The organism is Pseudomonas sp. TWRC1-2 (genome assembly GCF_049896685.1).
Taxonomy (GTDB): Bacteria; Pseudomonadota; Gammaproteobacteria; order Pseudomonadales; family Pseudomonadaceae; genus Aquipseudomonas.
The window spans coordinates 119,380-138,187 of record NZ_JAFCUU010000004.1 but is presented as its reverse complement, the minus strand read 5'-3'; the positions used below and the strand labels follow the sequence as shown (position 1 = coordinate 138,187).

At 62.6% G+C, this 18,808-nt stretch carries 17 protein-coding genes; 11 read left to right on the top strand and 6 right to left on the bottom strand.

Features of this window, described 5'->3' with window-relative positions:
• Nucleotides 1–94: 94 nt before the first annotated feature.
• Genes ACP7B3_RS13150 through ACP7B3_RS13140 form a run of 3 tightly spaced genes read right to left on the bottom strand, consistent with a single transcriptional unit; the run spans nucleotide 95 to nucleotide 5,044 of the window.
• On the bottom strand, nucleotides 95–1,996 hold the full coding sequence (locus tag ACP7B3_RS13150) for an ATP-binding protein (RefSeq protein ID WP_426179083.1): 1,902 nt from the start codon (nucleotides 1,994–1,996) through the stop codon (nucleotides 95–97).
• Nucleotides 1,993–2,922, bottom strand: coding sequence for an ABC transporter substrate-binding protein (locus tag ACP7B3_RS13145; protein ID WP_426179081.1), 930 nt, complete (start codon nucleotides 2,920–2,922; stop codon nucleotides 1,993–1,995). The genes ACP7B3_RS13150 and ACP7B3_RS13145 overlap by 4 nt, the downstream gene beginning before the upstream one ends.
• Nucleotide 2,923: 1 nt before the next feature.
• Entirely contained in the window at nucleotides 2,924–5,044 is a 2,121-nt protein-coding gene (locus ACP7B3_RS13140; protein WP_426179079.1) for a TonB-dependent receptor plug domain-containing protein, read from the bottom strand.
• Nucleotides 5,045–5,239: 195 nt separating this feature from the next.
• On the opposite strand from ACP7B3_RS13140, the gene ACP7B3_RS13135 reads away from it, so the two are divergent.
• From ACP7B3_RS13135 to ACP7B3_RS13095, 9 genes are all read left to right on the top strand, one after another.
• Complete coding sequence (locus ACP7B3_RS13135) at nucleotides 5,240–6,265, top strand: NAD(P)H-dependent glycerol-3-phosphate dehydrogenase (protein ID WP_106576724.1); 1,026 nt, start codon at nucleotides 5,240–5,242, stop codon at nucleotides 6,263–6,265.
• Between the two features lie 10 nt (nucleotides 6,266–6,275).
• Nucleotides 6,276–6,623 carry a DUF4389 domain-containing protein gene (locus ACP7B3_RS13130; RefSeq protein WP_119739584.1) on the top strand — a complete coding sequence of 116 codons (348 nt, stop codon included), beginning with the start codon at nucleotides 6,276–6,278 and terminating at the stop codon, nucleotides 6,621–6,623.
• Complete coding sequence (gene sixA, locus ACP7B3_RS13125) at nucleotides 6,620–7,069, top strand: phosphohistidine phosphatase SixA (protein WP_426179076.1); 450 nt, start codon at nucleotides 6,620–6,622, stop codon at nucleotides 7,067–7,069. The genes ACP7B3_RS13130 and sixA overlap by 4 nt, the downstream gene beginning before the upstream one ends.
• Before the next feature lie 826 nt (nucleotides 7,070–7,895).
• Nucleotides 7,896–9,545 carry an AMP-binding protein gene (locus tag ACP7B3_RS13120; protein ID WP_262206913.1) on the top strand — a complete coding sequence of 550 codons (1,650 nt, stop codon included), beginning with the start codon at nucleotides 7,896–7,898 and terminating at the stop codon, nucleotides 9,543–9,545.
• Between the two features lie 30 nt (nucleotides 9,546–9,575).
• Nucleotides 9,576–10,019 carry a hotdog fold thioesterase gene (locus ACP7B3_RS13115; RefSeq protein ID WP_145164952.1) on the top strand — a complete coding sequence of 148 codons (444 nt, stop codon included), beginning with the start codon at nucleotides 9,576–9,578 and terminating at the stop codon, nucleotides 10,017–10,019.
• Nucleotides 10,020–10,116: 97 nt separating this feature from the next.
• Nucleotides 10,117–10,920, top strand: a complete 804-nt coding sequence (locus ACP7B3_RS13110) for an alpha/beta fold hydrolase (RefSeq protein WP_145164950.1) — start codon at nucleotides 10,117–10,119, stop codon at nucleotides 10,918–10,920.
• Nucleotides 10,917–11,771: an alpha/beta hydrolase gene (locus ACP7B3_RS13105; protein ID WP_369303426.1), complete on the top strand. Its 855-nt coding sequence runs from the start codon at nucleotides 10,917–10,919 to the stop codon at nucleotides 11,769–11,771. The genes ACP7B3_RS13110 and ACP7B3_RS13105 overlap by 4 nt, the downstream gene beginning before the upstream one ends.
• 102 nt (nucleotides 11,772–11,873) lie before the next feature.
• Nucleotides 11,874–12,692, top strand: a complete 819-nt coding sequence (locus tag ACP7B3_RS13100; protein WP_242193681.1) for a DUF4892 domain-containing protein — start codon at nucleotides 11,874–11,876, stop codon at nucleotides 12,690–12,692.
• Nucleotides 12,693–12,765: 73 nt separating this feature from the next.
• The gene (locus ACP7B3_RS13095; protein WP_145164944.1) at nucleotides 12,766–13,827 is read left to right on the top strand and encodes an AI-2E family transporter; all 1,062 of its coding nucleotides are present in this window, start codon (nucleotides 12,766–12,768) and stop codon (nucleotides 13,825–13,827) included.
• On the opposite strand, the gene ACP7B3_RS13090 is transcribed toward ACP7B3_RS13095, so the two are convergent.
• The gene (locus tag ACP7B3_RS13090) at nucleotides 13,824–14,858 is read right to left on the bottom strand and encodes a sensor histidine kinase (protein ID WP_145164942.1); all 1,035 of its coding nucleotides are present in this window, start codon (nucleotides 14,856–14,858) and stop codon (nucleotides 13,824–13,826) included. The two genes, ACP7B3_RS13095 and ACP7B3_RS13090, sit on opposite strands and share 4 nt — an antisense overlap.
• Nucleotides 14,858–15,622: a response regulator gene (locus ACP7B3_RS13085; protein ID WP_106580678.1), complete on the bottom strand. Its 765-nt coding sequence runs from the start codon at nucleotides 15,620–15,622 to the stop codon at nucleotides 14,858–14,860. Before ACP7B3_RS13085 ends, ACP7B3_RS13090 begins: the two co-directional genes overlap by 1 nt.
• 261 nt (nucleotides 15,623–15,883) lie before the next feature.
• Here ACP7B3_RS13085 and pyrF point away from each other — a divergent pair, with 261 nt between their 5' ends.
• Nucleotides 15,884–16,582 carry an orotidine-5'-phosphate decarboxylase gene (pyrF, locus tag ACP7B3_RS13080; protein WP_017734306.1) on the top strand — a complete coding sequence of 233 codons (699 nt, stop codon included), beginning with the start codon at nucleotides 15,884–15,886 and terminating at the stop codon, nucleotides 16,580–16,582.
• A gap of 122 nt (nucleotides 16,583–16,704) precedes the next feature.
• On the opposite strand, the gene ACP7B3_RS13075 is transcribed toward pyrF, so the two are convergent.
• Nucleotides 16,705–17,712 carry an NADP-dependent oxidoreductase gene (locus ACP7B3_RS13075; protein WP_262206904.1) on the bottom strand — a complete coding sequence of 336 codons (1,008 nt, stop codon included), beginning with the start codon at nucleotides 17,710–17,712 and terminating at the stop codon, nucleotides 16,705–16,707.
• Between the two features lie 228 nt (nucleotides 17,713–17,940).
• On the opposite strand from ACP7B3_RS13075, the gene ACP7B3_RS13070 reads away from it, so the two are divergent.
• A complete protein-coding gene (locus tag ACP7B3_RS13070; RefSeq protein ID WP_426179070.1) occupies nucleotides 17,941–18,702 on the top strand; it encodes an SDR family oxidoreductase in 762 nt (253 codons plus the stop codon).
• Nucleotides 18,703–18,808 lie beyond the last annotated feature (106 nt).

The following is an 18,808-nucleotide window of genomic DNA, read 5'->3' as shown; positions in this document are numbered from 1 at the left end:
TTTTAAACCGAGCCTGTTTATAGGCCCGTTCGGGTGCCTAAGACTGCCGCACTTTCGTGTTTCACGCCAGTCGCAGTTGGTTGATGGCGCAGCGCTATTGCACCCAACGTTGCAGTATTTGCTGCAAATCCGTGCGTTTGAACGGCTTGGCCAGGTAATCGTTCATTCCGGCTGCCAAACAGGCCTCGCGATCGCCCTGCAACGCGTTGGCGGTGAGCGCGATAATCGGCAGATTGGCGCAGCCGGGCAGTTGGCGAATCTGGCGGGTGGCTTCATAGCCATCGATCAGCGGCAAGCGGCAATCCATCAGAATGGCGGTAAATATCAGGCTCTCGGCACTGCGGATCGCCTCGGCTCCGTCGGTGGCCAGGCTCACTTCAAAGCCCAGGCTGCGCAACATGGCTTCAACCACGGTGCGGTTGACCGGGTTGTCTTCCACCAGCAACACGTGGCGGCCGTTACCGGCGCTGGTTTTGCCTTCGGCGTGCAGGGCAATGGTCGGCAGGCTTTGCTGGTCGATGGCCAGCGGAATTTCCAGGGTAAACACCGAGCCACGGCCTTCTTCGCTCTTGGCGCGCAGCGTGCCGCCCATGCGTTCGGCGAGGGTGCGGGCGATCGGCAGGCCCAGCCCGGTGCCGCCGTAACGTCTTGAAATGGAACTGTCGGCCTGCTGGAACGCATCGAACATCAGTTCTAGACGCTCGGCGGAAATGCCGATGCCGCTGTCGCGCACGGTGCAGGTGAACCACACCAATTCATGGTCGAGGGTTTGCCAGTGAGGCTCGACGGTGACCGTGCCATGCTCGGTGAACTTCAGCGCGTTGCCGATCAGGTTCACCAGGATCTGCCGGATCCGCGTCGGATCGCCCTGCACCCGCAAGGACTCCATGCCCGCCGGAATCGGCAACGCCAGCGCCAGGCCGCGTTGCTGGGCGCTGTGCTGGAACGCCTGGGCACAGCTGCTGATCAGGTCCGCCAGATTGAACGGGATATGCTCCAGCTCCAGCGCGGCGCGCTCGATGCGCGAGAAGTCGAGGATGTCGTTGATCACTTTGAGCAAGTGTTCGGTGGACTCGGAGGCCAGCGCCGCGTACTCGGTCTGCTCCTCGGTCATCTCGGTGGTTTCCAGCAGTTGCAACATGCCCAGCACGCCGTTCATGGGCGTGCGCAGCTCGTGGCTCATCATCGCCAGGAAGTCCGACTTGGCATTGTTCGCGCGCTCGGCTTCTTCGCGGGTCTGGATCAACTGGGCCATGGCCTGGTGCTGCTCGCGGCTGGCCTGGTTGAGGCCCTCGGCGAGGTTGTTGATATGGCGCGACAGGTCACCGAGCTCCGAGTCGTCGACGATCGGCAGCGGCGTCTTGTAGTCGCCTTGCTGGATCGCTTTGACCGCGTGGCCCATGGCGCTGATCGGCTGCGACAGGCTGGCGGCCAGACGCCGTGCGAGCAGGAAGGTAAACAGCAGGGCGAACAGGGCGAGAATCCCGGCCTTGAACAGAATCTCCTGTTGGCGCTGGCTGAACGCGTCATTGGACATGCCGACAATTACCCGTCCCAGGTAATCCGCCCGCGGCGCCTTGGGTTCGTTGAGGTTGTCCTGGAAAAAGTCATTACCCAGCTGGATATGTTGCAGACGGATCGGTGCCTGGAACACTTTCACCGACAGCGAATGGTCGTGCTTCTCCGACGGCTGTTCGACGTACAAGAGGATTTTCTCGGTGCTGTCCTGAATCTCCAGGAAGCGCACGTGCGGCGTGGCCAGTGTCGCGCGCAGCAAGCTGTCGAGCACATCGATGTTGCCGGAAATCACGCCGTATTCGGTGGCGGGGGCCAGTTGGTTGGCGATCAACTGACCGGTATGGTCCAGCTCCTGGCGCAAATCCTGAATACGCACGAAGGTAAAGAAGCTGATCAGCAGCAGGGTCAGCAACAGCGCCGGGCCCAAGGTGATGAGCTGGGTGCGGGTATTGATGTCCCAACGACGACGCAAGGTCATGGGCGTTTTTCTCCTTCGGCCAGTCCGGCGGCGACGGCGACTTCGTCAACCTGTTCGATGCCCAGTGAGCGCGCGACTTGCGGGTTGCCCACGACTTTGAAGTGTTCCGGGTACAACGTGCGTGGCCAACTGGACGGCGGGTGGTTCAGCAGTCGGTCGAGCACGTCGAGCCAGTCAGCCTGGTCGCTGTAGGTGCTGGCCAGGCTGCCGGCCTTGACGAACCCGGCGTTGGGGCCCACCAACGGCAGTTGCTGGGCATAGCTGCTGAGCAACAGGTTCTTCACGGTCTTGGGGTTGTACAGCTGCGGGTCGTCAAGGCCGAGCAACACATCGCTGTTCTTGAACAGGTTCAGCAAGGGACGACTGTCATTAATGTTGTCCCAGCGCTGCGGCACAATTTCCAGCCCCATGGGCGCCGCATACTGACGCAGCTCCTGCAGCAGGAATTCACTGTCGATGCCGTAAAGCACGCCGATGCGTCGGTATTGGGGCAGGATGCTGGCGATCAGCCTCAACTGGCGTTCCAGCGGCGGGTCGCTCCACAACAGGCTGATTCTGGCCGGATGTGTGCTGCCCAGCCGCTGGCGAGCTTGCAGGCGGCTGATGCGCAGCACCAGGGTCGACGGGCCTTGGGCATCCTGCAGGCGCCAGTCAAGACCGGGCAGGTCCAACAGGATCAGGCGGGTGCTGGCTGGCAACTGGCTCGGCGCCGGCAAGTCTTTGAGCGGGGTGAAGGTCACATGGTCGTCGGGGCGGCGCTGGGCAAGGGCCTGGGCGAAGGCCTGGACGCCGGCACCGTCTTCGGCGGCGGTCAGCAGGATGTCGGCGCTCCACACCGGCGCACTCAGCAGCAGGCACGCCAACAGCACGCCTCGCCGCCAGAGCCGGGGAAAAAATCGCAGGGTCATCCGTGACTGATCGCCCATGTCAGAACTCTAACTCCGCGCTGAAGTAGAGCACGTGGCGACTGTCGTAATTGTTGTCGGCCCAGGTGGTGGGCTGGTTATCGAGGCGTTGTTGCAACATGCCGGCCAGCTCCACATTGGCGTTGCCCAAGGCAATGCGCTTGGCCACCCGCAGGTCGACCCGTTCGAAGCGATACCTGTTGAGCGCGTCGTCGCCATAGTAGAACAACGCACTGGACCAGCCCTGGCCCCATTCACGCAGCCAGCCGGCAGAGCCGCTGTTGCGTGCGGTTTGTGCCTTGTCCAGCGGGTTGCTTGAAGCGGCGTCGACGTAAGCATAGGTCAGCCGCAGGCGGTCGGCGTTGCTCATGCGCCAGTCGAACTGCGACTCGGCGCCGGTAAACCGTGCGCTGTTGGCGTTGCTGGCAATGTATTGGTTGTTGCGCAGTGGCGAGCTGATCATGTCGGTGATTTCGTCGTAGAACAGTTTCACGTCGACATTCAGCCCAAGGTCGGCAAAGAAGCCGTTGTAGCCCAGCTCGCGCGAGCGCATCAACTCTTTATCGAGGTTGCCGGGGCCGCGAGTTACCACAAAATATTGCCCGGAGTTTTGCCCATAGGCCGGGGAGCTGAGATTGGTGACGCGATAGCTCCAGTTGACGTTGTTCTCGAACATGTCCGGCGAGCGAATCGCCTCGGAATACACCGCGCGCAGGCCGTGGCGCGGGTTGATCAGGTAATTGACCGCCACCCGCGGCGTCAGCGAGTTGCCGCTCAAGTGGGTGTCTTCGTACATCGCGCCACCTTGCAGCAGCCAGTGTTCGCTGGCGCGCCATTCCAGGTGGCCGAACAGGCGCCAGGTGGTGTCGTCGAGGGTGCCGTTGAAGTAAGTGTCGGAATCGGCGCGGTCGTAGCGGTAATTCATGCCGCTGACCAGGCGCAGGCTGTCGGACAGGCTCAGGGTGTCCTGAAGCTCAATGTCATAGCGGCTTTCGCGGGTGCTTTGGTCGATATTGCCGCACACGCTCTGGCTGGCACCCTGGCGCCACTGGTCCAGCACCTGGTTGCCGAGTGCTTGTTCGGCGGCGGTGCCGGACGGGGCCGTGCCCTTGCTGTAGATGTCCATGTGGCGGGCCAACTGCTCGGCGTAGTTGGGGTTGAGCTGCCACAGTTGGGTCAGTTCCGGGCTGAACGACACCTTGGCGTCACAGGCTTTCCAGACCTGCTGGCGGTCCCATTGCTGGGCTGAGCCCTGGATATACAGGCTGTGTTCGGGGTTGAACTCGACGTTCCAGCGCACGGAGCCGGCATAGTCCTTGGCTGTTACGTCGGAATTGGTGCCACCTTCGGTAATCCCGGCGAATACCGGGGTGTAGGTGTAGGGGCGCTGGTTGCTGCCTTCCTTGGCGTCGAGTTGCAAATCGATGCTCTGCTGCGCGTTCAGGGTCTGGCTCACCGCCAGGCTGAAACGGCTGAGGCGGCGGCCGTCACGGCGGTCGGCGCCGACGGCATCGCTGTCAAAACCATCGTCCTGTTGCCCGGACATCGACAGGCGCAAGTCACCGGTTTCCCAGCCCATGCCCTGGCTGGCATAGAAGTCGTTGATCCCACGTTCGCCACGGATCACTTTGACCCGCGAGCCGTGGCTGTTGGACGGCGAGCGCGTGAGGATATTGACCACCGCCATCAGCGCATTGGCGCCATAGCTGACTGTGTTGGGGCCGCGAAACACCTCGATACGCTCGATGTCTTCCATCGCCACCGGAATATCGCTCCAGTCCACCGTGGCCAGGCCCGCGCGGTACACCGAACGCCCGTCGATCAACACCTGCATGCGCCGCGCATCGCTGGCGCTGGTGCCGTGGTAGTTCACCGCCGCCTGGTTGCCGGTGGTGTAGCCGACCATCATCCCCGGCACCAGCCGCAGCAACTCGGCGATGTCCCGGGCGCCGCTGGCCTTGATCAGTTCGCTGTCGATCACGGTCATGCTGCCGGGCACGGCGGCCGCCGATTGCTTGAGACGCGTGGCCGTCAGCACCTGTGGCAGCGGCTGACTGTCCAGAAACAGGTCATCCGCCACGGCAGGCACACTGCACAACAGCATCAACAATAGAGGTGAGCGAGGAGGAGGGCCCAGATACACGGCACGGCCTTGATAATTACGGATAGCCGCCCATGTTAACTGAGGTGGGGCCATTTGCCAGTCGTGGCCCGCGCAATTACTTCACACAGCGGTGGCATTTTCCGACAAGCGCGGGAATTGATACGGGGGCTGGCCGCAAGCGGGTCGCCCCGTATAATGCCGCCATCGCCACTGGTATGGATTAACGGATTGCATATGACTGAACAGCGCCCTATTGCGGTCCTGGGAGGCGGAAGTTTTGGTACCGCCGTGGCAAACCTGCTGGCCGAGAACGGCCACGCGGTGCGCCAATGGATGCGCGATCCCGAGCAGGCCGAGGCCATCCGCGTTCATCGGGAAAACCCCCGTTACCTTAAAGGCATCAAGATTCATGCGGCGGTCGAACCGGTGACCGATCTGCTGGCCACGCTGACGGAATGTGACCTGTGCTTTGTCGCACTGCCTTCGAGCGCCTTGCGCTCAGTGCTGGCGCCTCACGCCGAACGCCTGGCGGGCAAGCTGCTGGTCAGCCTGACCAAGGGCATCGAGGCGCACACCTTCAAGCTGATGAGCGAAATCCTCGAAGAGATCGCCCCTCAGGCGCGCATTGGCGTGCTGTCCGGGCCGAACCTGGCGCGGGAAGTCGCCGAGCATGCGCTGACGGCCACCGTGGTCGCCAGTGAAGATGAAGCGTTATGTGAACGCGTCCAGGCGGTGTTGCATGGCCGCACGTTTCGCGTCTACGCCAGCGGCGACCGCTTTGGTGTCGAACTGGGCGGGGCGCTGAAGAACGTCTACGCGATCATCGCCGGCATGGCCGTGGCCCTGGGCATGGGCGAGAACACCAAGAGCATGCTGATCACTCGCGCGCTGGCGGAGATGACCCGCTTTGCGGTGAATCAGGGCGCCAACCCGATGACTTTCCTGGGCCTGGCGGGCGTGGGTGATTTGATCGTGACCTGCTCGTCGCCGAAAAGCCGCAACTACCAGGTCGGTTTCGCCCTGGGCCAGGGTTTGAGCCTGGAAGACGCGGTCACGCGCCTGGGCGAAGTGGCTGAAGGCGTCAACACGCTTAAAGTGCTGAAGGCCAAGGCTCAGGAGGTCGGGGTATATATGCCGCTGGTCGCCGGGCTGCACGCGATCCTGTTTGAAGGGCGCACCTTGAACCAAGTCATCGAGTTGCTGATGCGCGCCGAGCCCAAGACCGATGTCGACTTTATTTCCACCAGTGGTTTCAACTGAGGAACGCGCCATGAACGATCCCAAAGCGGCCCCGAAATACGAGTCCATTCTCCTGCGTATCCTGTGGATGCTGGTGTTTGCCCTGGTGTGGCAAGTTGCCCAGTTCCTGCTGGGCGCGTTGGTGGTGGTGCAGTTGGTGTATCGCCTGGTCTACGGCGCGCCGAACCTGGGCCTGATGAATTTTGGCGACAGCCTCAGCCAGTTCCTTGCGCAGATCGGCCGTTTCGGCAGCTTCCACACCGAGCAGAAACCCTGGCCCTTCGCCGATTGGCCCACCCCGCGTGCTCCTGAAGGTGAGGCCGCCCACAGCGTGCCGCCAGCGCCGCACCCGGTGCGTGATGAAGAGCCAAAACTGTGAAGCTGTGGATTTTGCGTCACGGTGAAGCCCAAGGGCATGCGCGCACCGACGCCGAGCGCAACCTCACCGAGCATGGCCGTGGCGAAGTGTTGCGCAGTGCCGCGCACCTGATCGGCCAGCCGATCAGCGCCATCCTCGCCAGTCCGTATGTGCGTGCGCAGCAAACTGCCCACTTGGTTCGTGACGCCTTGGGGTTTGAGCCGCAGATTCGTACCGTGCCGTGGTTGACGCCTGACAGCAGTCCGTTGCAGGTCTTGGAAAAGCTCGACACCGATGACAACGTGCTGCTGGTCAGCCATCAGCCGTTGGTGGGCAGCTTGATCAGCTTTTTGCAGCATGGTCATCTGCGTCAGCCGCAACCGATGCACACTGCCAGCCTTGCGGAGCTTGAGGGGGATTTTCCGTTGGCGGGGTTGATGAGTCTGGTTGGTGTGAATAACCCGTAGGGTCGGGGTGCATGTCCGTTGCTGCGGTAACGGCTTCTTAGGGTTCCGCTCTTACTGCGGGTCACTTTTGGCAAACGCCCGGAATGCCGGCCCAGCCAAAAGCAACCAAAAGGTCTGTGCCCCACCCCTGGGCACCTCGCCTGAGCTCGGCCAGCGTGTATCTGATGCTGAGATCCAAATGTGGGAGCGGGCTTGCTCGCGAAGGCGGGGTGTCAGTGACACATAAGCTGACTGACCCACCGCCTTCGCGAGCAAGCCCGCTCCCACAAATTGACCGAGTGCATCTGCCGGCACCGCACTGCTTTGCCTTTCTGTAGGAGCTGGCTTGCCTGCGATGCAGGCACCTCGGTGTATCAGTGACACCCAGTAGATGCCATCGCAGGCAAGCCAGCTCCCACATTTGATTGAGTTCAGCTTCCAAGATCAGGTCGGCTGTCAGACCGCCTCGCTTCCGCTTTTGATCTAACCACTCAGGTCGGCTACCAGGCCGCCGTGCTTTTGCTTTTGATTTTGATCTTAGGCGCCCCGTTAAACCACGCTCCAAAGCCTGCGTGAGGGCACACCGAGCCTAAGCGAGGTGCCGAGTGGTGGGGCAAGAGCCTTTTGGTTACTTTTGGGCTCTTTTCAAAAGTGACCCGCCGTAAGGGCGGAACCCATCTCAGCCATCACCTAAATAGCGGATATACCCCCAGCAACCCCGTAACAACCCCAAAAACATGCGTAACCCCCAAAGGCTCCAAGGATAAATCACCCCCCAGTGTGTGCTATACAGTCAACCAAGCAAGTGCTTGGTTGGCTATGGCCGGATCACAAAGGAGCGCGTCCCATGCCCGTCGCTTTTCGTTTGCCGTTGCAGGTCTTCTTCGAACGTGAAGCGCGACACCCGCGCAAAACCTTTCTGGTGCAACCCATCGGCGCTGGCGAGGTGCAGACCCTCACCTGGGGCGAGGTCGGCCACCAGGCCCGTTGCGCCGCGCATTGGCTGCGTGCCCGCGAGCTGCCGCAAGGCTCGCACATCGCGCTGATCTCAAAAAACTGCGCACACTGGATCATCGCCGACCTCGCGATCTGGATGGCCGGGCACGTCTCGGTGCCGCTGTACCCCAACCTCACCGCCGACTCCGTCGCCCATGTGCTGACCCATTCCGAGGCGGCGCTGGTACTGATCGGCAAGCTGGATGACTGGCCTGCGATGGCGCCGGGTATCCCCGCCGGGCTGCCGACCATCAGCCTGCCCCTGTGCCCGGCCGGCGACTTCGATTACCGCTGGGCCGACCTGCAAGCCTGCTCGCCGATCCAGGACAACCCCGAACCTGGCGCCTCAAGCCTGGCCACCATCGTCTACACCTCCGGCACCACCGGCTTGCCCAAGGGCGTGATGCAAACCTTTGGCGCCTTGGGTTTTGCCGCCACCCGTGGCACCGAGTTGTTCGGCCTGGGGGAGGGCGACCGGTTGCTGTCCTACCTGCCGCTGTGCCATGTGGCCGAGCGCATGTTCGTGGAATTGGCCTCGATCTACACCGGGCAAACCGTGTATTTCGCCGAGAGCCTCGATACCTTTCTGGCGGATCTGCGTCGGGCCCGGCCAACGGCGCTGTTCGGCGTGCCGAGGATCTGGACCAAGTTCCAGATGGGCGTCTACAGCAAGATCCCGCAAAAGCGCCTCGACAGCCTGCTGCGGCTGCCATTTATCGGCAAGCGCGTCGGCCATAAGGTCCTTGCGGGGTTGGGCCTGGATGCCCTGCGCATTGCGTTGTCCGGGGCGGCGCCCGTGCCCGAAGCGTTGCTGCGTTGGTATCAGCGCCTGGGGCTGGATGTGCTGGAGGTGTATGGCATGACCGAAAGCTGCGGCTATTCCCATGTGTGTCGCCCCGGCCAGCAGACGCTCGGCTGGATCGGCCTGCCGTGCCCTGGCGTTGAAGTGCGCATCGACGCGTCGGGCGAAGTGCAGGTGCGCAGCGGCGCGACCATGCTCGGCTACTTCAAGGACCCGCAGAAAACCGCCGAGACCCTGACCGATGATGGCTTTCTGCGTACCGGCGACAAAGGCGAACAGGACGCCGACGGCCGCCTGCGCCTGACCGGGCGGCTCAAGGAAATCTTCAAGACCAGCAAGGGCAAATACGTGGCCCCGGCACCGATTGAAAACCGCCTGGCCGAACATGCACGCATTGAGCAAGTGTGCGTGGTGGGCGATGGCCTGACTGCGCCGATCGGCCTGTGCGTGTTGTCCGCCGGGCCTCAGGACCGAAACGCCTTGGGCAGCAGCCTCGAACGCTGGCTGGAACAGGTCAACCAGGCACTGGATAAACACGAACGCTTGCGCCAGCTGGTGGTGGTGAAAGACAGTTGGGCGGTGGAAAACGGCTTTCTCACGCCGACCCTGAAAATCAAACGCACGGTGATCGAGTCGACCTACGGTGCCGAGCTTGCAGTTTGGAGCGCGCGCAACGAAGCCATTGTGTGGCAGGATTAGGGTCGTAATAAAACCAATAAGGACACCTTCATGAGTTTGTGGCGCACCCAACCGAATATCGAGCAACTCAACGCGAGCCAGAAAAACACCATTGGTGAGCTGCTGGACATCCGCTTCGAAAGCTTCGACGACGAGTCCCTGACCGCCAGCATGGTGGTCGACCATCGCACCCATCAACCCTACGGCCTGCTGCACGGCGGTGCGTCGGTGGTGCTGGCTGAAAGCGTCGGTTCCATGGCGGCTTACCTGTGCATCGATGCCAGCAAGTTTTATTGCGTGGGCCTGGAGGTCAATGCCAACCACCTGCGCGGTGTGCGCAGCGGGCGGGTCACGGCGGTGGCCCGGGCGATCCATATCGGCCGTACCACTCAAGTGTGGGACATTCGCTTGACCAGCGATGAGGGCAAATCCAGCTGCGTGTCGCGCCTGACCATGGCCGTGGTACCGCTGGGAGAGAACCCGCCGGCGCGATAGGCGTGGCGTGAGTGTCATCATTCCTGGCGGTTACAGTCATTGCTGTAACGGCCGGGCATGGTGACAATCAACTTCTGTTTTTGCAGATGGATCCGGTATGTCGCAGCACGTGTTTTTTGCCCACGCCAATGGCTTCCCTTCGGCTACTTACGGCAAGTTGTTTGCCGCCCTGGCCCCGGAATATGCCGTGGCTCACCTGCCGCAACACGGTCACGACCCCAGGTTTCCGGTGGACGACAACTGGCAGAACCTGGTGGACGAGTTGATCCACCATTTGCAGTTGCAGCCGGAACCGGTGTGGGGTGTGGGCCATTCCCTGGGCGGTGTGCTGCATTTGCACGCGGCCATGCGCTGTCCGCAGCTGTACCGCGGCGTGGTGATGCTCGATTCGCCGGTGCTGACCCGCGCTGACCGCTGGGTGATCCGTGCCGCCAAGCGTTTCGGCTTTATCGACCGCCTGACCCCGGCCGGGCGTACGCTGGGCCGCCGTGAAGAATTTGCCGACCTGGAGGCCGCGCGCAGCTACTTTGCCGGCAAGACGCTGTTTCGCGGGTTCGATCCGGAATGCTTTGACGCGTACCTGCAACATGGCTTGCAACAGGTGGGCGATCGCCTGCGTCTGCGCTTTGATCCGGCCACTGAAATCAGCATCTACCGCGGCGTGCCTCACACCAGCCCTGGCCAGGTTCGTCAGTTGAAGGTGCCGTTGGCGGTGGTGCGCGGCCGTCAAAGCCGCGTGGTGATGCGTCACCATGCCAGCGGCGTCGACCGCCTGCCGATGGGCGAAATGCTCACCATGCCCGGCGGTCATATGTTTCCCCTCGAACGCCCGCAGGACACCGCGACCTTGATCAAGAACCTGTTTTCCCGCTGGGCAGCCCGCGAGCGCAGTTGCGCATGAGCACGCCCGTCGAAGAAGTCCGCCTGAGCCTGCCGCACATCGAGTTGGCGGCGCATCTGTTTGGTCCCGAAGACGGTTTGCCGGTGATCGCCCTGCATGGCTGGCTCGACAACGCCAACAGCTTTGCGCGGCTGGCGCCGAAGCTGCACGGTTTGCGTATCGTCGCGTTGGACATGGCCGGTCATGGGCACTCGGCGCACCGTCCTGCCGGCGCCGGTTATGCCCTGTGGGATTACGTCTTTGATGTGTTGCAAGTTGCCGAACAGCTGGGCTGGAAACGTTTTGCATTACTTGGCCACTCCCTCGGCGCCATCGTCTCGCTGGTGTTGGCCGGTGCCTTGCCGGAGCGAGTCACGCACCTGGGGTTGATCGACGGCGTGGTCCCGCCCACCGCCGCGGGCGAGAGCGCCGCCGAGCGGCTGGGCATGGCGCTGCAGGCGCAACTGAACCTGCAGGACAAGCGCAAACCGGTCTACACCTCGCTGGATCGCGCCGTGGAAGCACGCATGAAAGGCGTGGTGGCGGTCAGTCGCGAAGCCGCCGAGCTGTTGGCCCAGCGCGGTTTGATGCCGGTGCCGGGCGGTTACACCTGGCGTACGGACAGCCGCCTGACGCTCGCCTCGCCGATGCGCCTGACCGATGAGCAGGCGATGGCTTTCGTGCGGCGCGTGGGTTGCCCTACACAGCTGGTGGTCGCGGCTGATGGCATGCTGGCGAAACATCCAGAATTGCTTTCTCAGCTACCTTTTACAGTGAACACGCTGCCCGGCGGCCATCATTTACACCTTAATGATGAGCCCGGCGCGCTGCTTGTTGCAGACTGTTTCAATCGGTTCTTCCACGCGCCTTGACTTGACGCGGGCAACTGCCGAGGCTGGGCGGATTGAAAGGGAGTCAACCATGAACGCTATGAACACTGCTGCGACCTCTAATGGCCAGGGCTCACCGATCCGATGAGCCTGCGCAAAGGATGTATCCGTGCCCTCGGGCTGTGCTGTTTCAGCCCCTTGGTGTTCGCCGCCGACCTGCCGGGAAGCCAGGATTTACCGGCCGTGGCCCGTCAGACCGATGCGCAAATCGTCGATTACCGCCCCGCTGAAGAAAAGGAACGCATCTACCCGATGGGCGCGATCCGCAAGATCAGCGGCCAACTGCGTTACGAAGGCCAAGCCACAGCGCGTGGCCAGACCACCGCCATCACCTATGAGCTGCCCGCCGAGCACACTTCCAGTGCCGCGTTTACCGCGACGCGCGAAGCGTTGCAGGCCAAGGGCGCGCAGCTGTTGTTCTGGTGCCAGGCTCGCGATTGCGGCGAAAGCAGCCTGTGGGCCAACGAAGTGTTCGGCAACGCCAAACTGGTCGGCGCCGATGGGCAGCAGGAATACCTGCTGCTGCGTCTGGCGGCGCCGCAGGACAATTCCCTGGTAGCGCTGTACGGCATCACCCGCGGCAACCGTCGCGCCTATCTGCATGTTGAACAGCTCGACGCCAGCGCGCCGCTGGGGGACTTGCTGCCCACCTCGGCCACCTTGCTGCGTGAGTTGAAAAGCACCGGCGAACTGGACTTCCCGGCGTTGGGCGCCGAACCCGACGCCACCTGGCTGACCCTGATTTCCCGTGGCTTGAACCTCGACGCCACCTTGCGCGTCAGCTTGACCGGGCCGACCGCCGAAGCCTGGCGCCAGGGCCTGATCGACAGCGGCGTGCGCGCCGCGCGCATGGAAACCGGCAGCGGTGACGCTAAGGGTTTGCACCTGCATCTGATACGCTGACCCGCAACAGGGCGAACGGACCCGTGCCGTTCGCCTAAGCTCTCTTCCTACAGCCTTATTCTCGAGATACCCGATGCTCAATAACGATCGCCTACTGGTGCAAATCCTGCTGCTGGTGTTGTTTGGTGCCAGCTTCTGGGTGATGGCGCCGTTCTGGTCGGCGCTGTTCTGGGGCGCGGTGCTGGCGTTTGCCAGCTGGCCGCTGATGCGTTTGCTGACCCGCTGGCTGGGCGGCCGGGAATCCCTGGCGGCGGGCATTCTGACCCTGGGCTGGATGCTGCTGGTGGCGGTGCCACTGGTGTGGCTGGGGTTCAACCTGGCCGACCATGTACGCGACGCGGTGGGCCTGATCAAGGATATCCAGGTTGACGGTCTGCCGGCCGCGCCAACGTGGCTGGGTTCGATTCCATTGGTTGGTGAGCGCCTGGTGGCCACCTGGGACAGCATCGACCAGCAGGGCGCGGCGTTGATGGTCAGCATCAAGCCGTACCTGGGCCAGGTCGGCAACTGGTTGCTGGCGCGCAGCGCGCAGATCGGCGGCGGTATCCTCGAATTGACCCTGAGCCTGGTGTTCGTGTTTTTCTTCTACCGCGACGGGCCGCGCCTGGCGACGTTCGTGCATCGCCTGCTGGAACGCTTGATCGGCGACCGTGCCGGTTACTACATCGAGTTGGTGGCCGGCACTGTGCAACGCGTGGTCAACGGCGTGATTGGTACCGCCGCCGCTCAGGCGTTGCTGGCGCTGATCGGCTTCCTGATCGCCGGCGTGCCGGGCGCATTGGTGCTGGGCATCGTCACCTTCCTGCTCAGCCTGATCCCCATGGGGCCGCCGCTGGTTTGGATCCCGGCCACGGCCTGGCTGGCCTGGAAGGGCGATTACACCTATGCGGTGTTTCTCGGTGTGTGGGGCACGTTCATCATCAGCGGCGTCGACAACGTGCTCAAGCCGTACCTGATCAGCCGCGGCGGCAACCTGCCGCTGGTGATTGTGCTGCTGGGCGTGTTTGGCGGGTTGATCGCCTTTGGCTTTATCGGTCTGTTTATCGGCCCGACCTTGCTGGCGGTGGCCTACAGCCTGCTGACGGATTGGAGCGCGACCCAGGCGCAAGTGCGTCGCGAAGACAAACCCCTTTAAGCCCTCGGCAACCGCATCACGGCGGTCAGGCCGCCGCCTGGGGTTTCCTCCAGGCTCAGGCTGCCGCCGAGGCGTTCCACCGCCTCCTTGGAAATCGTCATGCCCAGGCCGACGCCGCCGGAGTTGCGGTTGCGTGAGCCTTCCAGGCGAAAGAACGGTTCGAATACGGCCTCACGTTTATCCGCCGCAATCCCCGGCCCGTGGTCGATCACACGGATGACCAAGGCTTCGCGGCTGTCGCTCAGTTCCACCCGCGCCGTACCGGCATAACGCAGTGCATTGTCGATCAGGTTGTTGAGGCACGAGCGCAGTGCCATCGGCTGCACCTGCAAAGGCGCGCAATTGCCCGCGAACTGCACATCAGAGCCCTGGTCCTGGGCGTTTTCGCTGAGGGATTCGACCAGCGCCTGCACGTCGAGCCAGTGCCGGGTTTCGCTGGTGCGCTGTTCGTGCAAGTAGCTCAGGGTGGAGTCGAGCATGTCGATCATGTCGTCCAGGTCCTGGCGCATCTGACCTTGCAGCTTGGTGTCTTCGATCTGCTCCAGACGCAGCTTGAGGCGTGACAGCGGGGTGCGCAGGTCGTGAGAAACGGCGCCGAGCATGCGTGCGCGCTGGCTGACTTGCTCGCGAATGCGTTTTTGCATCAGGTTGAAGGTCGATGCAGCCTGCCGCGCCTCGCGAGGCCCGGACTCATTGAGGGGTGGGCTGTCGAGGTCGAGGCTCAAGCGTTCGGCGGCTGCGCTCAGGCGCTGGATCGGCCGGCTCAGCAGTTTGGCGCCATACCAGGCGGCAATGATCAGCGAAATAAACTGAAACGTCAGTGGCACCATCGGGCCACCGAACCAGGGGCGATGGTGCTTGGGCAGCGGCTTCATCGTTCCATCCGGCTGCTCGACAAAGGTTTCCTGAGGCGGCGGCGGTGGCGAGCCATAGTGGTGAAACCAAAAGAACGCCAGCACGTGGGCCAGCACAATGGCCACCAGCAATACGCCGAACAGCCTGCCGAACAGCGTATTGAAGGTGGCGCGCATCAGCCGATATCCCGCGCGTCAAACAGGTAGCCTTCGCCGCGGACAGTCTTGATCAACTGCGGTGCCTTGGGGTCATCGCCCAGCTTCTGGCGCAGGCGCGAGACCAGCAAGTCGATGCTGCGATCAAACGCCTCGATGGAACGGCCACGCGCGGCATCGAGCAATTGTTCACGGCTTAGCACGCGGCGCGGGCGTTCGATAAACACCCACAGCAGACGAAACTCGGCGTTGGACAGCGGCACCACAAGGCCGTCGTCGGCCACCAGCTGGCGCAGTACGCTGTTGAGGCGCCAGTTGTCGAAACGGATGTTGGCGCGCTGCTCGGTACGGTCATCGCGTACCCGGCGCAGGATGGTCTGGATGCGTGCCACCAGCTCGCGCGGTTCGAAGGGCTTGGACATGTAGTCATCGGCGCCCAGTTCCAGGCCGATAATGCGGTCGGTAGGTTCGCAGCGCGCGGTGAGCATCAGGATCGGGATGTCCGATTCGGTGCGCAGCCAACGGCACAGTGACAGGCCGTCTTCGCCCGGCAGCATCAGGTCGAGCACCACCACATCAAAGGTTTCAGCTTGCATGGCCGTGCGCATGGCGGTGCCGTCGGTGACGCCGACGGCGAGAATATTGAAGCGCGCCAGGTAGTCGATCAGCAGTTCACGAATCGGTAGATCGTCATCGACGATCAGCGCACGGGTATTCCAGCGCTTGTCTTCGGCGATCACCGCGCCTTTTTGCTCTTCGTTTACAGAGACGGTAGGGGTATGCATAGTGCGATCATCTGCCTGGGTTGTTGCTGTCAGCATAGGCGCCCAGCTCCATGGCTGGAAGTGCTGGACGGGCGGTCATGTGCGCGAGGCTAGACGTGGTGCGTGTTGAGGGCATGTCGTGAATGTATCAGTCTTGACACAATTGCGCTAAATGCCGGGTTATGGGCGCTCGATCAGTATTTTACCGATCATCGGATCCCGCAACGGCGCCGCTTGCGCTACAATCCGCGCCGATTTCGACTTGCCTGAGAGCCCATTCCAATGTCCGTCTGCCAGACTCCTATCATCGTCGCCCTGGATTACCCCACTCGTGACGCCGCACTGAAGCTGGCTGACCAGTTGGACCCCAAGCTTTGCCGGGTCAAGGTCGGCAAGGAATTGTTCACCAGTTGCGCCGCCGAAATTGTCGGCACCCTGCGTGACAAAGGCTTCGAAGTGTTCCTCGACCTGAAATTCCATGACATCCCCAACACCACCGCCATGGCAGTCAAGGCCGCGGCTGAAATGGGCGTGTGGATGGTCAATGTGCACTGCTCCGGCGGCCTGCGCATGATGACGGCCTGCCGTGAAGTGCTGGAACAGCGCAGCGGCCCGAAACCGCTGCTCATTGGTGTGACCGTGCTGACCAGCATGGAGCGCGAGGACCTGGCCGGCATCGGCCTGGATATCGAGCCTCAGGAGCAGGTATTGCGCTTGGCGGCGCTGGCGCAGAAGGCAGGTCTTGATGGTCTGGTGTGCTCGGCGCTGGAAGCCCAGGCCCTGAAGACCGCTCACCCGTCGCTGCAACTGGTCACTCCAGGCATTCGCCCGGCGGGCAGTGCCCAGGATGACCAGCGGCGCATTCTGACGCCGCGCCAGGCACTGGATGCGGGTTCGGACTACCTGGTAATCGGTCGCCCGATCAGCCAGGCGGCGGACCCGGCGAAAGCCTTGGCGGCAGTTGTCGCCGAAATCGCCTGAATATCGCTGAGCTAAAATGTAGGAGCGGGCTTGCTCGCGAAAGCGGAGTGTCAGTCACCGGATGTGTGTCTGATACACCGTATTCGCGAGCAAGCCCGCTCCCACATTTCGATCCACAGTGGTCAGCTGACTTTCAGCACCAACTTCCCGAAGTTCTCGCCGTTGAACAGCTTCATCAGTGTTTCTGGGAACGTCTCCAGCCCCTCGACAATATCCTCCTTGCTCTTGAGCTTGCCCTGCGCCATCCAGCCGGCCATCTCCTGCCCGGCCGCGGCAAAGTTCGCCGCATGGTCCATCACCACAAAGCCTTCCATCCGCGCACGGTTGACCAGCAACGACAAGTAGTTGGCCGGGCCTTTCACGGCTTCTTTATTGTTGTACTGGCTGATGGCACCGCAAATCACCACCCGCGCCTTTAACGCGAGGCGGCTGAGTACGGCGTCGAGGATGTCGCCGCCGACGTTATCGAAATACACGTCCACGCCTTTAGGGCATTCGCGCTTGAGGGCGGCTGGCACGTCTTCGCTTTTGTAGTCGATGGCTGCGTCGAAGCCCAATTCATCCACGAGGAATTTGCACTTGTCGGCGCCGCCGGCGATGCCGACCACGCGGCAGCCTTTGATCTTGGCAATTTGCCCGGCAATGCTGCCCACCGCCCCGGCGGCGCCGGAGATCACCACGGTTTCGCCGGCCTTGGGCGCGCCCGTGTCGAGCAGGGCGAAGTAGGCGGTCATGCCCGTCATGCCGAGGGCGGACAGGTAGCGCGGCAGCGGCGCGAGCTTGGGGTCCACCTTGTAGAAGCCGCGCGGTTCGCCGAGGAAGTAATCCTGCACGCCCAGCGCGCCATTGACGTAGTCACCCACTGCAAATTTCGGGTTGTTCGACGCAATCACCTTGCCCACGCCCAGCGCGCGCATCACTTCACCAATGCCGACGGGCGGAATGTAGGACTTGCCCTCGTTCATCCAGCCACGCATGGCCGGGTCCAGGGACAGGTATTCGTTGTGCACCAGCACTTGCCCATCCCCTGGCGTGCCCACCGGCACTTCCTGATAGGTGAAGGTCTCCCGTGTCGCCGCGCCGACCGGGCGTTTGGCGAGCAGGAACTGGCGGTTGGTCTGGGCAGTCATGGCAAAGGACTCTTTAGAAATGAACCCCAAGTGATAGACCCCTAACGGCCTGAGAGCAAGGTTGCGAGAGAAGCGCGAATGCCCGCCGATAGGCCTGGTTGATAGTGATGCTGGTGGCCTTATCACTGCGATTCATACACAGCTAACCGGCCTTCTGATAGTGCTGACGCGCCCGTCCTGCGGTTGGCTAGACTCGGCCCACGGCTATTTTCCCCACAGGACATCCCCATGAGCATGACGTTTTCCGGCCAGGTCGCCCTGGTCACCGGCGCCGCCGCCGGTATTGGCCGCGCCACCGCGCTGGCATTTGCCGCCGAAGGCTTGAAAGTGGTGGTTGCCGACCTGGACGTGGCGGGCGGCGAGAGCACCGTTGCGCTGATTCGACAGGCGGGCGGCGAGGCGTTGTTCGTGCGCTGCAACGTCACGCTGGAAGCCGATGTGCAGCAGTTGATGGCGCAGACTGTCGCCGCCTATGGTCGGCTGGACTACGCCTTCAACAATGCCGGGATCGAGATCGAGAAGGGCAAGCTGGCCGACGGCAGCCTGGATGAGTTCGACGCGATCATGGGCGTTAACGTCAAGGGCGTGTGGCTGTGCATGAAGCACCAATTGCCGCTGCTGCTGGCCCAAGGCGGCGGAGCGATCGTCAACACCGCTTCGGTGGCGGGTTTGGGGGCAGCGCCGAAGATGAGCATTTATGCGGCGTCCAAACATGCCGTGATCGGCCTGACCAAATCGGCGGCCATCGAATACGCGAAAAAGAAAATCCGCGTGAATGCGGTGTGCCCTGCGGTGATCGACACCGACATGTTCCGGCGTGCCTATGAAGCCGACCCGCGCAAGGCTGAGTTTGCCGCCGCCATGCACCCGGTCGGGCGCATCGGCAAAGTCGAGGAAATCGCCAGTGCGGTGCTGTACCTGTGCAGCGACGGTGCCGCGTTCACCACGGGCCAGGCATTGGCGGTGGATGGTGGCGCGACGGCCATCTAGGACTCGGCGCCACTGCATATTCGAAAAGGCCAGGGGCGCTGTGGGGCGTTTCCAGGGCTGGCACAAGGCCTCGTCAGAATGTGTATCAGTAGGTAAATAATTCAAT